We start from the raw sequence: 13,917 nt of genomic DNA, 5'->3' as shown, positions 1-13,917 counted from the left end.
TCATCTACGATGAGGAAGTGGACGAACGACCGATCACCACGGCGCAGCGCAACTTCCGTCGGGTCGCCGGCGAGCTGGAAAGCATGGGGACCCAGGATCGTTTCACCTACATCTTCCGCTCCCGATTGTGGAGTTCCTCGTCGGCCTCCGGGCCCGGCTCCGAGTCCGTCCAGACGCGGGAGCTGAGCGATCAGTTGCCGCCGCTCCTCGCTCGGTTCGGGGTTCGGACGCTGCTCGATCTCCCCTGTGGCGACTACGGCTGGCTCAGCGAGGTGGATCTCGATCTCGACCGCTACATCGGCGCGGACATCGTTCCCGATCTCATCGACCTGAATGCGGAGCGGTTCCGGGGCGATCCGGTCCACGAATTCCAGGTGCTCGATCTGACCGCCGACCCGCTGCCGAAGGCCGATCTCGTGCTGTGCCGGGATTGCCTGGTGCATCTCAGTTTCGCCGACATCGAGCGGGCGTTGCGCAACCTCCGGCGGAGCGGTTCCCGGTACCTGCTGACCACGACGTTCACCGAACTCGGTACCAACAACGACATCGTGACCGGCGACTGGCGGCCGCTGAACCTGTGCCGCGAACCGTTCGGGTTCCCCGAACCGCTGGCCGTACTGGTCGAGGGGTGCACCGAGGAGGGCGGCGCCTACGCCGACAAGTCCTTGGGGCTGTGGGAGATCTCGGCGATCGTGGACTAGCGGAGCGGGAACTCGTCGCCGTGTTCCTCCTGGGGACGCGGGCCGAAGATGCGTCGCTCGGCTTCGGGGATGGCGACGTCGTTGATGCTCGCCTCGCGACGGCTCATGAGGCCGTGCGCGTCGAACTCCCAGAGTTCGTTACCGTAGCTGCGCCACCACTGTCCGGCCCGGTCGTGCCATTCGTACTGGAACCGGACGGCGATCCGGTTCTCGGTGAACGTCCAGAGATTCTTGCGCAGCGCGTAATCCAGCTCTCGCTCCCACTTCGCCGTCAGGAACGCGGCGATCTCCTCCCGGCCCTGGACGAAGGTGTCGCGGTTCCGCCAAACGGAGTCCGGCGTGTACGCCGACGCCACCTTCCGGGGATCGCGCGTGTTCCAGGCGTCCTCCGCCGCTTGTACTTTCCGCAGCGCCGTCTCCCGGGTGAACGGCGGGTAGGGCGGGCGATCTTCCGTCATGGTCGAACCTCCTCATGTAGAGAACGTGCGTTCTCTACGGTCGGCGCCTACGATAGGGAACGACCGTTCTCGACGTCAAGGGAGTACCGATGCCTGCCGCCGTCACCGACGAGCAGAACCGCGTGGACCGCGAAGCCCTGCTCGATGCCGCCGAGAAACTCTTCTACGAGAACGGCATCCAGGCGGTCGGCATGGATCAGGTCCGCGCGGCGTCCGGCCTCTCGCTCAAGCGGATCTACCGCTTCTTCGAAGCCAAGGAAGACCTCGTGGTGGCGATGCTCAAACGCCGTGATCAGCGCTGGCGGGGCAGCCTGGCCGCTCGCGTGGAGCAGGTCCACGATCCCCGGGCGCGCGTGCTCGCGGTCTTCGACTGGCTCGCCGACTGGTTCGCCGAACCCGGCTTCCGCGGCTGCGCCTGGATCAACGCCCACGGCGAGTTCGGTCCGTCGTCCGCGGCCGTACTGGCCGAGGTGCGGGCCCACAAACAGGCGTTCCACGAGCAGATCGACAACTGGGTGCGGGCCACCGGACGGCCGGTCACGGAACCGGTGTACCTCCTCGCCGAAGGGGCGATCGTGACGGCGGGGATCAGCGGCGACCCGGCGCCGGCCCGTCAGGCGCGCGAGGCCGTCAAGGCGCTGCTGGGCCTGTGATCACCAGCTGAGCGCGCTGATCATTCCTCGTTCCAGCACGGGGGACAGGGTGGTCATGAAGCTGGCGGTGACGTGGTTGTCGTCCATGTACACCAGCACGTTCCCCACGACCGGACGGCAGAGTCCCCGCCCGCAGAAGTAGTCGCTGAAGTCGAGGAAGGAGACGTTCTCGGGAACGTCCTTCAGTTTCGCGTACGGCGGCTCGGCGAGCAGCTTGTTCCGCGGCACGGTGCATTCGGGTGCTTTGATTCCGTGAGCGTCGATGCAGGCGGGCGGGGAGAAGCCGGGGCGGGGACTGTCCCGGATCGCCACCACCGGGATTCCCGCGCGGTCGAGGACCTTCCACTGGTCGACGAACCCCTGCGGCGTCTTCTCCGTGGGGCCGACCCGGACGTCCCGAGTGGACAGTGCCACCACGGCGTCCGGCCGCATCGCCAGGATTTCCTTCTGTGCCGCCGAATTCCACGCGAGACAGCCCGGGTCGCCCGGCATCACGTCCGACGTCGTGGAGAACGGGCACGCTCCCTTGAGCATGAACGTGACCTGGTAACCGTTCTTCTCCGCCATCGGTTTGATCGCCGCCAGGTATTGCTGCATATGCGAGTCACCGACGGCGACGATCGTCTTCGTCGGGGCGCCCTCCGGCCGGGATGTGCACACTTCGAGGATCTGGTCGAACCGGGACGGTGTGCATTGCGCGTCGGGGATACCGCCCCAGTCGTTCGGGACGGCGATCAACGGAGGTAACGCTTCTTTGCCGGGGACGGTCTTCTTCGGCGTCTCCGGGTCTCGCGCCATCGCGCCGGGATGGTTTTCGTCGTCGAGTGCGATGGTGAAGTCGGCCTTCTTGGTGCTCACCACCTGCCAGGTTCCGGCGACCAGGAGCACCGGCAGCAGCGCGAGCACGGCGAATCGGTACGCGCCCCAGGGCGTCCGCTCGCCGATCGAGGACTTCCGCACCGGTTCTTCGACGAACCGGTAGGTGGCGGCCGCCAAGACCAGGGACACCCCGATCACCACCGCCCCGCCGAGTGGTCCGACGGCTTCGCGATGCCGGGCGACCAGGTAGAACAGCAACACCGGCCAGTGCCACAGGTACAGCGCGTAGCTGAGGTTGCCCAGGTACACCAGCGGCCGGGACGACAGGAACCGATCCGCGCCCGCGCGGCTGCCGGTCGCACCGGCGACGATCACGAGCGCGGCGGACACGGTCGGCCACAAGGCCGCCCAGCCGGGGAAGACCTCGCCGACGTCCAGGACCATCCCGCAGGTCACCAGCGCGGCCACGCCGATCCAGCCCAGCAGGATCCGGGCGAGCCGTGGCAGGACGAAGCGGTCGATGGCCAGTGCGAGCAGCCCGCCGAGGGCGAACTCCCAGACCCGGGTGAGGGAGTGGAAGTAGGCCAGCGGCTGGTTCGTCGCGGTGAGCCGGATGGAGAACGCGAGCGACACGGCGAACAACACACCGAGGGTGATCGCGACCGAGTCGGTCAGGGAACGGCGCAACCGGGTGGAGGCGAAGGCCACGAGCCCGATCAGCAGGGGCCACACGAGATAGAACTGCCCCTGAATGGACAGCGACCAGTAGTGCTGGACGACACTCGCCGTGTTGTGCTGGGCGAAGTAATCGACCGAGTCCGCCGCCAGCCGCCAGTTTTCGACGTAGAGCGCGGCGGCGAAGACCTCCTTGATGGTCTGGAACCAGCGATCCTGCGGCAGCAGCCACATCCCCAGGAAGAGCACCGCGAGCAGAACGGTCAGCGCGGCGGGGAACAACCGCTTGATCATCCGGCCCCACAGCGGCCGGAACGCGATCCGTCCACGGCCGGCGGCCCGCACCAGCTGGCCGGTGATGAGGAACCCGGAGATCAGGAAGAAGACGTCGACGCCGCCGGAGATCCGGCCCAGCCACACGTGGTAGACCACGACCAGTAGCGCCGCGAGGGCACGCAGTCCCTGCAACTCTGGCCGATAGCGGCGGCGCGTTTCCGCTGCTTCGGCGGCTGGCATACGCGATTCCTCACTGACGGTCGGACGTCCTGGCAGCCTAGGTGGTGACCCAGGGTGATTTCGTTCCCACCGTCAGGGGAGTGTCACGTCACAACGTGCCGCGGTCTGCTCGCCCTGCCGGACGGAAGACCCCAGGCTTCCGCCACCTGCTCCGGGGTCAGCACCGAAGCGGGCGCGCCTTCGCCGACGAGGCGGCCGTCCTGCAACAGCAGGCAGTGATCGGCCCGGCCCGCCACTTCGAGATCGTGCGTGACCCGTACGACCGTCGTACCCGCGGCGAGTGCGGCACGCAAGGCTTCATCGATTAAACCGCGGGCATGCAGGTCGAGACCGGCCGAAGGCTCGTCGAGCAGCAGCAACCCGGATCGCTGGGCGAGTCCCTGCGCCACCAGCGCGCGTTGCCGCTGCCCGCCGGACAGCATGCCGATCGGCCGGTCCGCGATCGACGTGATCTCCAGTAGTTCCAGGCATTCCCCGACGATCTTCCGGTCCAACTTGGACAGTCGTCGCCAATGGCCCCGGTGCGCCCAGCGGCCCATCGTGACGGTCGCGCGCACGGTGATCGGCAGCGATCGCGACACCTCGCTCTGCTGGGTCACGTAGGCGACTCGGCCTGGATCCCGGCGGGTCACCGAACCGGTGGTCGGCGGGAGCACGCCCGCGACGAGGTTGAGCAGCGACGACTTGCCCGCGCCGTTCGCGCCGGCGACCGCGGTGAGCCGCGCCGACGGGATCTGGGCGGTGATCCCGCGCAGCACCTCGCGGGAGCCGTAATGGGCGTGCGCACGGTCGATCGTGAGCGCCGTTGTGTCCTGGGTCATCCCACCTCTTTCAGATAATGACAATCATTACCACTATAGTGTGACGCGTGGAGTGGTTGCTGATCCCCTTCGAAGTGTCGTTCGTGCAGCGTGCGCTGGTGGCCGGAGTGCTGGTTTCGGCGGTGTGCGCGGTCGTGGGCACCTGGGTGGTGTTGCGCGGTATGGCGTTCATCGGCGACGCGATGTCGCACGGCATGTTGCCCGGCGTGGCGATCGCCTCGCTGACCGGCGTGAACCTGTTGATCGGTGCGGCGATCAGCGCCGGCGTGATGGCGCTCGGGGTGACGGCGCTCGGGCGTTCGCGGCGGCTTTCCGAGGACACCACGATCGGGCTGTTGTTCGTCGGCATGCTCGCGAGCGGCGTGATCATCGTGTCGCACTCGCGGTCGTTCGCCGTCGATCTCACCGGATTCCTGTTCGGTGACGTGCTCGCCGTCGGCTCCGGCGATCTGGTGGGCCTCGCGATCACCCTGCTCGTCGTGGGGGTGGTGGCACTGGCGGGACACCGCTCGTTCACCGCACTCACCTTCGACGTCCGCAAAGCGCACACCCTGGGACTGCGGCCACGGCTCGCGAACGCGGTGCTGCTCGGGCTGGTCACGCTCACGATCGTCGCGTCGTTCCGTGTCGTGGGGACACTGCTGGTGTTCGGCCTGCTCATCGCCCCCGCCGCGGCGGCGCTCTTCTGGTCGCGGCGGATCACCACGATCATGCTCGTCGCGGCGCTGCTCGGCATCGCCGCCACGGTCGGCGGTCTGCTCGTGTCCTGGCATTGGGGCACCGCGGCCGGCGCGACCATCGCCGCCGCCGCGGTCCTCCTGTTCTTCCTTTCCGCGTTCCTTTCCTTCGTACGACAGCGATTCCGTTCCCTGACACCGGAGATCGAGTGCTCACGATGAAACTGAAAGCAGTGACGGTGGTCGTCGCGGCGCTGACCCTGGCGGCGTGCGGCGGCGAGCAGCCGAAGGAGGTGACCGCGGAAGTCCCACACGGCTATGTCGAAGGCGCCGAGGAAGCGGCCGAGGCGCAGTCACGGCTGATCGTCGCCGACTCGGACACGGGCGCGGTGCGGGTCGTGGACCTCATCACCGAGGAGGTGCACGAAGTCGGGCGCGTCGACGGCGTGCAGGCCGTGACCGGCGACGGCCGCTTCGGCTACCTGACAGCCGGTGACGGCACGATCCGGGTGATCGACAGCGGGTCCTGGATGGTCGACCACGGTGACCACGTCCACTACTACCGGGCGAAGGTCCGTGATGTCGGGCTGGCGCCGGGAAAGCAGCTCTTGGCTGCCTACAGCGATCCCGCGGTCTCGGCACTGTCCTATTCGGACGGAACGGCGATCCTGCTCGACCGTGCCGCGCTGGACAAGGGGACGTTCACCGAACTGGGGAAGATCCCGCGCGAGCCGCATGCCGGCGTCGCGATCCCGTACGGCGAGCACATCATCGCCACGGTGGCGGACACCGGTAAGCCGTTCGCCCGCGGAGTGCGTGTTCACGACCGCCAAGGCAAGGCCGTGGCCGAGATCGACCAGCCCTGTCCGGAACTACGGGGCCAAGCGGTGACCCGGCGAGGTGTCGTCTTCGGATGCGCGGACGGCGCTCTGCTGGTGACCGAAAAGGACGGTGCGTTCGCCGGGGTGAAAATCCCGTATCCGCGCAGCGTCACCGCTCAGGAACGCGCCACCGCCTTCTTCCATCGGCCGGGTGGTGCCACGCTGGCCGCCCGGGCGGGCGAGTCAGCCGTGTGGTCGCTGGACGTCGGACGCCGCAGCTGGCAGTACGTCGAGACCGGACCGGTCGCCGCGGTGAACGCCGTCGGTGAGGGCGGCCCACTGCTGGTCCTCAGCCGAGACGGGAAGCTGCGCTCCTTCGACGGCACCGGAAAGGAACAGACGGCGATCCCGCTCCTGACTCCGGAAGCGACAGCCGCCGCCTTGATCCAGGTCGATCTGACGCGCGCTTACGTCAACAACCCGCTGTCCGCTGAGGTGTACGAGATCGACTACAACGACAACCTCCGGCGTGCCAGGACCCTGAAGGTCGGCGGCAAGGCGGGTCACATCGTGGAGACCGGCCGATGAGGCGCCGGGCGCTCGCCCTGGTCGCGGTGGCACTGCTGGCGGCGGCGGGATGCTCCGGAAGCGGCGGGGGCGGCAAGTCGGTCGTCGTCACGACGAACATCCTCGGCGACATCACCCGCGCCGTCGTCGGCGATCAGGCCGAAGTGACCGTGTTGATGAAGCCGAACGCCGATCCGCACTCGTTCGGCATCTCCGCACAGCAGGCCGCCCAGGTCGAGCGGGCGGGGCTGATCGTCTACAACGGACTCGGGCTCGAAGAGGGCATGCTGCGCACCGTTCGCACCGCCGAGGAAAACGGCGTACCGGCGCTGCCCGCCGGGGAGCGGGTGAATCCGATCAGTTACGCCGACAACAAGCCGGACCCGCATTTCTGGACGGATCCGGCACGGGTGCGCGATGCGGTGAAGACGATCGCGGACGAGGTCGTCGCCCATGTCGGCGGCGTCGACGAAGCGGTCATCCGCGCGAACGCCGACCGCTATCGCGGGGAGATCGAAGCGCTCGACCGCATGATGACCGAGAAGTTCGGCGGGATTCCCCGTGAACGCCGGAAGCTGGTGACGAACCATCACGTGTTCGGCTACCTGGCCCAGCGGTTCGGGTTCGAGGTCGTCGGCGCGGTGATTCCCGGCGGGACGACGCTCGCATCACCCAGCTCGTCGGATCTGAAATCCCTCGCCGACACCGTTCGCGCGGCGGGCGTGCCGGTGATCTTCGCGGATTCCTCCCAACCGGACCGGCTCGCGCGGGTGCTGGCTGAGCAGGCCGGACTGCACGTCCAGGTGGCCCCGCTCTTCTCCGAGTCGCTCAGCGAACCAGGCCAGGGCGCGGCCACCTACCTGGAAATGATGCGCGCCAACACCGAATCGATCACCACCGGTTTGACCCGTTCCTGATCGGAACAGACGAAAGGCACAGTGAAATGGCACGGAAGACCCGATATCTCGCGCTGATGGCGACGACGGCGAGCACCCTCGCACTCGCCGCCTGCGCGACCGAACAGCCGGCGGCGGAACCCGGAAAGGACGCGGCTCCGGCTCCCGTCGTCGCGAATCCGGTGGCCGTCACCTACGACGGCGGAATCGTCCTGCTCGACGGGAAGTCCTTGCAGGTCGCGAAGAACCTTCCACTGGAAGGCTTCAACCGGCTCAACCCGGCCGGGAACGACCGGCACCTCATGGTCTCGACCTCCACCGGGTTCCGGGTCCTCGACGCCGTCGGCGCCGTGCTGACGGACAACGAGGTGAAGGCGGCCAAGCCGGGCCACGTCGTCCGTCACGCCGGCAAGACGGTGTTGTTCGCCGACGGGACCGGCGAAGTGACCGTCTTCGACCCGAAGACGATCGGTACCGCTGCCTTCCCCGCGCCGAAGCACAAGACACCGGAAGCGCATCACGGCGTGGCCGTCGAGCTCGAGAACGGCGAACTGGTGACCACGGTCGGGAACAAGGACAAGCGCTCCGGGATCGTGGTGCTGGACAAGGACAAGAAGGAGATCGCGCGGAACGAGCAGTGCCCCGGTGTGCACGGTGAAGCCGCCGCGCGCGGGGAAGCGATCGTGGTCGGCTGCCAGACCGGCGCGCTGATCTACCGGAACGGGGTGATCACCAAGGTGACCAGCCCGGATGCCTACGGGCGCATCGGCAACCAGGCGGGTTCGGACGTCTCGCCGATCACCTTGGGCGACTACAAGGTCGACGAAGCGGCCGAGCTCGAACGCCCGACCCGGATTTCCCTGATCGACACCGAGAAGGCCACGCTCAAGCACGTCGACATCGGGACCAGCTACACCTTCCGCTCGCTGGCCCGCGGTCCTCAGGGCGAGGCGCTGGTGCTGGGCACCGACGGTCAGATCCACGTGATCGACCCGGTGAGCGGTGCGGTGACGAAGAAGATCGCCGTCATCGGCACCTGGCAGGAGCCGATCGAGTGGCAGCAGCCGCGCCCCGCGATCTTCGTCCGCGGCGGGACCGCGTACGTGACCGATCCCGGGAAGAAGGAGATCCACTCGGTCGACCTCGCCTCCGGCGCGAAGACCGCGACCGGCACGATCCCGGGAACGCCGAACGAGGTCAGCGGCGTGCTCGGAGGCTGATCAACTCGTGGGTGTGAGGACGGGTTCTCACACCCACGAGAGGTGTCCGACCACGCGGCCGCGCCTTTGCTCCCCTTGCGGTACAGGAAGGTCCGTGAAGGCCTCCTTGAGGGACTTGTTTGCTGTGGGGCGAGCCTGAGGGGATGGGGCCTTGTAGGTCCTGGCTCCTCCACACAGGGAGTTGTTGATGAAGGATTTGGGACTGTGAACGTCCCAAATCCTTCATCAACGACGCTCGGCCCGGTCTGGAACGGAGCGAATCCCAGGAGGCCTTCACGGACAGAGCCGGAACCTGCCGCGGCAGGCGGTCAGCGGCGGATGAGGCCCAGGTCGGTCGCGGTGGCGACGGCGGCGGTGCGCGAGTCGACGCCGAGTTTGGTGTAGCTGCGGGCGAGGTGGGATTTCACGGTGCCTTCGGTCAGGTGGAGCCGTTCTGCGATGGCCCGGTTGGACAGACCGTCGGCGACCAGGACCAGGACTTCGATTTCGCGCAATGTCAGCGCGGCGGTGGGCATCCGCATGCGGTTCATCAACCGGTCCGCGACGGTCGGGGCGAGGGTGGTGCGTCCGGCGGCGGCAGTACGCACGGCGGCCACCAGCTCCTCGGGTGGGGCGTCCTTGAGGAGATAGCCGGTGGCGCCCGCTTCGATGGCGGGCAGTGTGTCGGCGTCGGTGTCGTAGGTGGTGACGATCAGCACGCGCGGAGCGTCCGGCCGCGCCGTGATCACCGCGGTGGCCTCGGCGCCGGTCATTCCGGGGCCGAAGCGCAGATCCATCAGCACGACGTCGATGTCGCCTCCCGCGGCGCGGGCAACGGCTTCCTCCGCGGTCGCGGCTTCGGCGGAGACGACGAGACCGGGTTCGGTTTCCAGCAAGGCGCGGAGGCCCGCCCGGACGATCGGATGATCGTCGGCCAGCAGGAGCCGGATCGGGGGTTCGGTCACGGACGTTCCTTGGTTTCGACGGGCAGCCGCACGGACAACTCGGTGCCGTTACCGGGGGAGGACTCGACGGTGAAGGTTCCGTCCAATGCCTCGGCTCGGGTCCGCATCGCGGTCAGACCGAAGCCGCTGTGTTCCGGATGGAAGCCCACACCGTTGTCGACGATGTCGAGCGTGACGTGCTCGTCGAGGTAGCACAGGGTGACTTCGGCGGTTGACGCGTCGGCGTGACGGACGGTGTTCGCGAGGGCCGCCTGGCCGATGCGCAGCAAGGCGACCTCGTATGCGGTCGGCAGGGGAGTGGGTGTACCGGTGAACCGGAACCGCGCGGCGATCCGGTGCCGGGCGCTGGTGGTGGCACACAACCGTTCCAACGCGTCGGCGAGCGTGGTGTCGTCGAGCGCCGGCGGGGACAGCGCGTCGACGAAGCGGCGGGCTTCGGCCAGGTTGTCGGCGGCCGCCTGCCGAGCCTGCTCGACGTAGCGGGCGGCGTTGCCGGCGGTGTCGGGAATGGTTCGTTCCGCGGCACGCAACAGGAGCTGAATGCTCGACAGTCCTTGGGCGAGGGTGTCGTGGATCTCGTGGGCCAGCCGTTCCCGCTCGGCGAGCACTCCCGCCGCGTGCTGGGCTTCGGCGAGATCGGCGCGGGTGGCGGTCAGTTCCTCGATCAGGTTCCGGCGTCGTTCGCTTTCGCGGTACAGCGCCTGGTATCCCCAGACGACCGCGACCGCCACGGCGGCTCCCAGCGCCGGGCCGATCGCCGCCGCCGGGACGAAGGAACCTTGGTGGGCGGCGAACGCGGTGATCGCCGCCAGCGCGGTCGCGATCACCGCGACCAGGCCCTGGCGGCGCGGCAGCAGATGCAACTGCAGGAAGTAGAGCGGGAAGGCGACCCAGACGCCGTCGGCGGTCAGTACCAGCAGGACCAGCCACACGACGCCCACCGCGATCAGCCACCACTGGGCGGCCTGCCGGGACGTCCTGACACGCGGCAGGAGCGGGCCTGCCGCGTACACGACAGCGCACGCCAACGCCGTCGCGACGACTGCTCCCGCGTCGGACGAACCGTCCGCCACCGCACGGACGGCCGCGAGTGCGAGCAGGGCGATGAGCAGCAGGTGCAGACACCAGGTCAGCAGCCGGCTGGTCGGGGTCAACGGGAATGTGGTGGTCACAGTGCTTCCAGGTTACGGAGCGCGACCGGCGGCCGCCTCTATCCAAAGGTAGAACCGGCGTGCCGTCTTCCGGCCGACGAAGTGCCATCTCCGGCCAGATGTCATCGCGATCCCCGGCGGCGATCGTGGAGAGGTAACCAGCCCACCCGCCGGAGAGGACAGACCGGAACCGTGTTCGTCGCCTGGAGAGATCTGAGATTCGCCAAAGGGCGGTTCGCCCTGATGGGAGCCGTGGTCGTGCTGATCACCCTGCTGGTCGGCCTGTTGTCCGGGCTCACCGCAGGGCTGGGTGAGCAGAACATTTCCGCGATCACCGGCCTGCCCGCCGACAAGATCGTCTTCGCCGCTCCTGGTGACGGGCAGAGCCTGTCCTACGCCAACTCCGCGATCAACGAGACACAGCGGCGGCAGTGGGCCGAAACCCCGGGCGTCACCGGTGCCGAACCGTTGGGCATCTCCACCACCAAGGCCACCGCGGGAAACCGCAGTGCCGGGATCTCCGTCTTCGGAGTCCGGCCCGGTTCGGCGCTCGCCCCGGAGGCCGGGAACATCACCAGTGACTCGGTGGTGCTGTCGGCGTCCGCCGCCGACGACCTGGACGTCCGGAACGGGGACACCATCGCCGTGGCCGGGCGCCAGCTGACGGTCTCCGCCGTGGCGGGGGACGCCTGGTTCAGCCACACCCCGGTGGTGTGGGCCGGGCTCGACGTCTGGGCGAGGACGGCGCCGCCCACCGGCGGTGAGCCGAGCGCGACGGTGCTCGCGCTGACCACCACTGCCGGCGCCGATCTCGCGGCCACCGATCTCGCCGCCGGCACGAAGACGGTCTCGAAGAGCGACTCGTTGTCCGCGATCGGCTCCTACACCTCGGAAAACGGCACGCTGCAACTGATGCGAGGGTTCCTCTTCGCGATCTCCGCGCTCGTGATCGGCGCCTTCTTCACCGTCTGGACGATCCAGCGCAGCGGCGACATCGCCGTCCTCAAGGCGCTGGGGGCGAGTACGGCCTTCCTGCTGAAGGACGCGCTCGGCCAGGCTGTCGTCCTTCTCGTCGGTGGTACCGCCGTCGGCACCGCACTGGCCGTCGGCCTCGGCGCGGTCGTCGCCGGATCCGCCGTGCCGTTCCTCCTGACACCGGCCACCGTACTGGTCCCGGCCGCCGTGATGATCCTGCTCGGCGCTCTCGGGGCCGCGCTTTCCGTCCGCCGCATCACCTCCGTCGACCCGCTGACCGCATTGGGGAGTGCCCGATGAGCCTGAACCTGACCGATGTCACCCTCACCTATCCCGACGGCGATTCCCGCCTCACCGCCCTCGACGGCGTCACCCTGGACGTCCCGCCGGGCACGATCACCGCCGTCGCCGGGCCTTCCGGCTCGGGCAAGTCCAGCCTGCTCGCCGTCGCCGCCACCCTCATCGCCCCGGACCACGGGACCGTCACCATCGACGGCACCGAGACCACCGGGCTGAGCCGTGGTGAACTCACCGAGCTACGCCGTCGCAAGATCGGGATCGTCTTCCAGCAACCGAATCTGTTGCCCGCCCTCACCGCCGCCGAACAACTGCAGGTCATGGCCCGGATCGACGGCCGCTCCCCGTCCGCGGCACGCGGCGTGGCCCTGGATCTGCTCGATGCCGTCGGGCTCGGGCAGCAGGCGGGACGTCGGCCGCACCAGCTCTCCGGCGGCCAACGGCAGCGGGTGAACATCGCCCGTGCGCTGATGAACGAGCCCACCGTGCTGCTGATCGACGAGCCGACGAGCGCCCTCGACCACGACCGCGGTGCCGCGGTCATCGACCTGATCACGCGCCTGACCCAGCAGCGGGCCACCGCCACCGTCCTGGTCACGCACGACCGGGCGCATCTCACCGCGGTCGATCGGATCGTCGAAGTCCACGATGGACGGTTGGGCATCCCCGCGCCGGTCGGCTGATCCGCCTCCGGTCATAGGGACTTTCGCCCCTTTCTCGTGGGCCGGTCGGCGACGCGACCGGGACCCTGGAGCAGGTGCCGGGGGACTTCGTCCTCTGCGATCGGGAGGCGCCGCCATTCGAGACTGGGACCGGCCCACGACAGCGGGTCCGACCTCGAAAGGAGCCGGGGATGCCGATCGCCACGGAAGGTTCGATCGTCGCCGGGATCGACGGATCGCGCTCGGCGAGGACGGCGGCCCTTTGGGCGGCGGCCGCCGCTTCGCGACGGGGTGTGCCGCTCCGGCTCGTCCACGTCTACGCCGTGCCGCTCGCGAAGGTACCGAGTGTCCTTCCGCCGGCCGAGACGATCCGAGCGGGGTTCGCCGGTCTGGGGGAAGAGTGGGTGTCCCAGGTGCGGGAGGCGGTGCTGGCCCGCTTTCCGGGCCTGGTCGTCGAGACCGCGGTCCGGGAGTGGAGCGCGGTGCCCGCGCTGGTCCAGGAGTCCACCAGGGCGACGATGCTGGTGCTGGGATCACGGGGGCTGGGCGGGTTCACCGGACCGTTGATCGGTTCCACCGCGGTCGCGCTCGCCAAATACGGTCATTGCCCGATCGTGGTGGTCCGCGGCGCGTGGCGCGACGAGGACCGGATCGTGGTCGGCACGGACGGCTCCCCAGCGAGCGAGGACGCCCTCGGGTTCGGCTTCGACGAAGCGAGTTCGCGGAACACCGGGCTGACCGTCGTCCGGACCTGGTCCGACCTGTCGGATCGGGTCGAGGACGACGAGCGGATGTCGCTCGAAGAGCAAGTGGCTCCCTGGCGGGACAAGTATCCGGAGGTGCCGGTCGAGTTCGTCCTGCGGCAGGGGCGTCCCGTCCGTGCCCTGCTCGAACTCGGCAAGCGGGCGGGCCTGCTCGTCGTCGGCTGCCGTGGCCGCGGCGGATTCGAAGGGATGCTTCTGGGCTCAACGAGCCAAGCGCTGATCGCCCATGCGGAGTGCCCGGTCGCCGTCATCCGGCCCGCTGTACCGAGCGACGACGCCGAACTGTGAGACGGGGAACGA

Annotated in this window: 14 protein-coding genes; 9 read left to right on the top strand and 5 right to left on the bottom strand. The window is 68.6% G+C overall.

The features are described from left to right. Positions 1–17: 17 nt before the first annotated feature. Positions 18–701 carry a class I SAM-dependent methyltransferase gene (locus tag AB8M46_RS20270; protein WP_394361169.1) on the top strand — a complete coding sequence of 228 codons (684 nt, stop codon included), beginning with the start codon at positions 18–20 and terminating at the stop codon, positions 699–701. On the opposite strand, the gene AB8M46_RS20265 is transcribed toward AB8M46_RS20270, so the two are convergent. Beyond that, entirely contained in the window at positions 698–1,159 is a 462-nt protein-coding gene (locus tag AB8M46_RS20265) for a nuclear transport factor 2 family protein (protein ID WP_394361168.1), read from the bottom strand. The two genes, AB8M46_RS20270 and AB8M46_RS20265, sit on opposite strands and share 4 nt — an antisense overlap. Positions 1,160–1,248: 89 nt before the next feature. On the opposite strand from AB8M46_RS20265, the gene AB8M46_RS20260 reads away from it, so the two are divergent. Beyond that, positions 1,249–1,812 carry a TetR/AcrR family transcriptional regulator gene (locus AB8M46_RS20260; protein WP_037338148.1) on the top strand — a complete coding sequence of 188 codons (564 nt, stop codon included), beginning with the start codon at positions 1,249–1,251 and terminating at the stop codon, positions 1,810–1,812. On the opposite strand, the gene AB8M46_RS20255 is transcribed toward AB8M46_RS20260, so the two are convergent. Both AB8M46_RS20255 and aztA read right to left on the bottom strand, forming a co-directional pair. Then, a complete protein-coding gene (locus tag AB8M46_RS20255; protein WP_394361167.1) occupies positions 1,813–3,822 on the bottom strand; it encodes an acyltransferase family protein in 2,010 nt (669 codons plus the stop codon). A gap of 83 nt (positions 3,823–3,905) precedes the next feature. After that, positions 3,906–4,643 (bottom strand): zinc ABC transporter ATP-binding protein AztA, encoded by a 738-nt coding sequence (aztA, locus tag AB8M46_RS20250; RefSeq protein WP_394361166.1) that lies wholly within the window; start codon positions 4,641–4,643, stop codon positions 3,906–3,908. A gap of 47 nt (positions 4,644–4,690) precedes the next feature. Here aztA and aztB point away from each other — a divergent pair, with 47 nt between their 5' ends. The 4 genes from aztB to aztD are packed head-to-tail and all read left to right on the top strand — an operon-like array spanning position 4,691 to position 8,824. Beyond that, the gene (aztB, locus tag AB8M46_RS20245; protein ID WP_037338133.1) at positions 4,691–5,542 is read left to right on the top strand and encodes a zinc ABC transporter permease AztB; all 852 of its coding nucleotides are present in this window, start codon (positions 4,691–4,693) and stop codon (positions 5,540–5,542) included. Further along, on the top strand, positions 5,539–6,729 hold the full coding sequence (locus tag AB8M46_RS20240) for a hypothetical protein (protein WP_394361165.1): 1,191 nt from the start codon (positions 5,539–5,541) through the stop codon (positions 6,727–6,729). The genes aztB and AB8M46_RS20240 overlap by 4 nt, the downstream gene beginning before the upstream one ends. Beyond that, positions 6,726–7,625 (top strand): zinc ABC transporter substrate-binding protein AztC, encoded by a 900-nt coding sequence (aztC, locus tag AB8M46_RS20235; protein WP_378418784.1) that lies wholly within the window; start codon positions 6,726–6,728, stop codon positions 7,623–7,625. The genes AB8M46_RS20240 and aztC overlap by 4 nt, the downstream gene beginning before the upstream one ends. Before the next feature lie 26 nt (positions 7,626–7,651). Further along, complete coding sequence (aztD, locus tag AB8M46_RS20230; RefSeq protein WP_125733905.1) at positions 7,652–8,824, top strand: zinc metallochaperone AztD; 1,173 nt, start codon at positions 7,652–7,654, stop codon at positions 8,822–8,824. Positions 8,825–9,132: 308 nt separating this feature from the next. Here aztD and AB8M46_RS20225 read toward each other — a convergent pair whose 3' ends face one another. Both AB8M46_RS20225 and AB8M46_RS20220 read right to left on the bottom strand, forming a co-directional pair. Beyond that, positions 9,133–9,768 carry a response regulator gene (locus AB8M46_RS20225; RefSeq protein ID WP_394361164.1) on the bottom strand — a complete coding sequence of 212 codons (636 nt, stop codon included), beginning with the start codon at positions 9,766–9,768 and terminating at the stop codon, positions 9,133–9,135. Continuing rightward, the gene (locus AB8M46_RS20220; RefSeq protein WP_394361163.1) at positions 9,765–10,940 is read right to left on the bottom strand and encodes a sensor histidine kinase; all 1,176 of its coding nucleotides are present in this window, start codon (positions 10,938–10,940) and stop codon (positions 9,765–9,767) included. The genes AB8M46_RS20225 and AB8M46_RS20220 overlap by 4 nt, the downstream gene beginning before the upstream one ends. 171 nt (positions 10,941–11,111) lie before the next feature. On the opposite strand from AB8M46_RS20220, the gene AB8M46_RS20215 reads away from it, so the two are divergent. The 3 genes from AB8M46_RS20215 to AB8M46_RS20205 all read left to right on the top strand — a co-directional run bounded on the left by AB8M46_RS20215 (position 11,112) and on the right by AB8M46_RS20205 (position 13,905). Continuing rightward, positions 11,112–12,194, top strand: coding sequence for an ABC transporter permease (locus AB8M46_RS20215; protein ID WP_394361162.1), 1,083 nt, complete (start codon positions 11,112–11,114; stop codon positions 12,192–12,194). Next, positions 12,191–12,874 (top strand): ABC transporter ATP-binding protein, encoded by a 684-nt coding sequence (locus tag AB8M46_RS20210; RefSeq protein WP_394361161.1) that lies wholly within the window; start codon positions 12,191–12,193, stop codon positions 12,872–12,874. The genes AB8M46_RS20215 and AB8M46_RS20210 overlap by 4 nt, the downstream gene beginning before the upstream one ends. Before the next feature lie 170 nt (positions 12,875–13,044). Then, on the top strand, positions 13,045–13,905 hold the full coding sequence (locus tag AB8M46_RS20205) for a universal stress protein (protein ID WP_394361160.1): 861 nt from the start codon (positions 13,045–13,047) through the stop codon (positions 13,903–13,905). Positions 13,906–13,917: the final 12 nt, after the last annotated feature.

Origin of the sequence: Amycolatopsis sp. SB7-3, from assembly GCF_041021335.1 — a bacterium.
Classification (GTDB): domain Bacteria; phylum Actinomycetota; class Actinomycetes; order Mycobacteriales; family Pseudonocardiaceae; genus Amycolatopsis; species Amycolatopsis japonica.
This window is presented reverse-complemented; position numbering and strand designations above follow the sequence as displayed.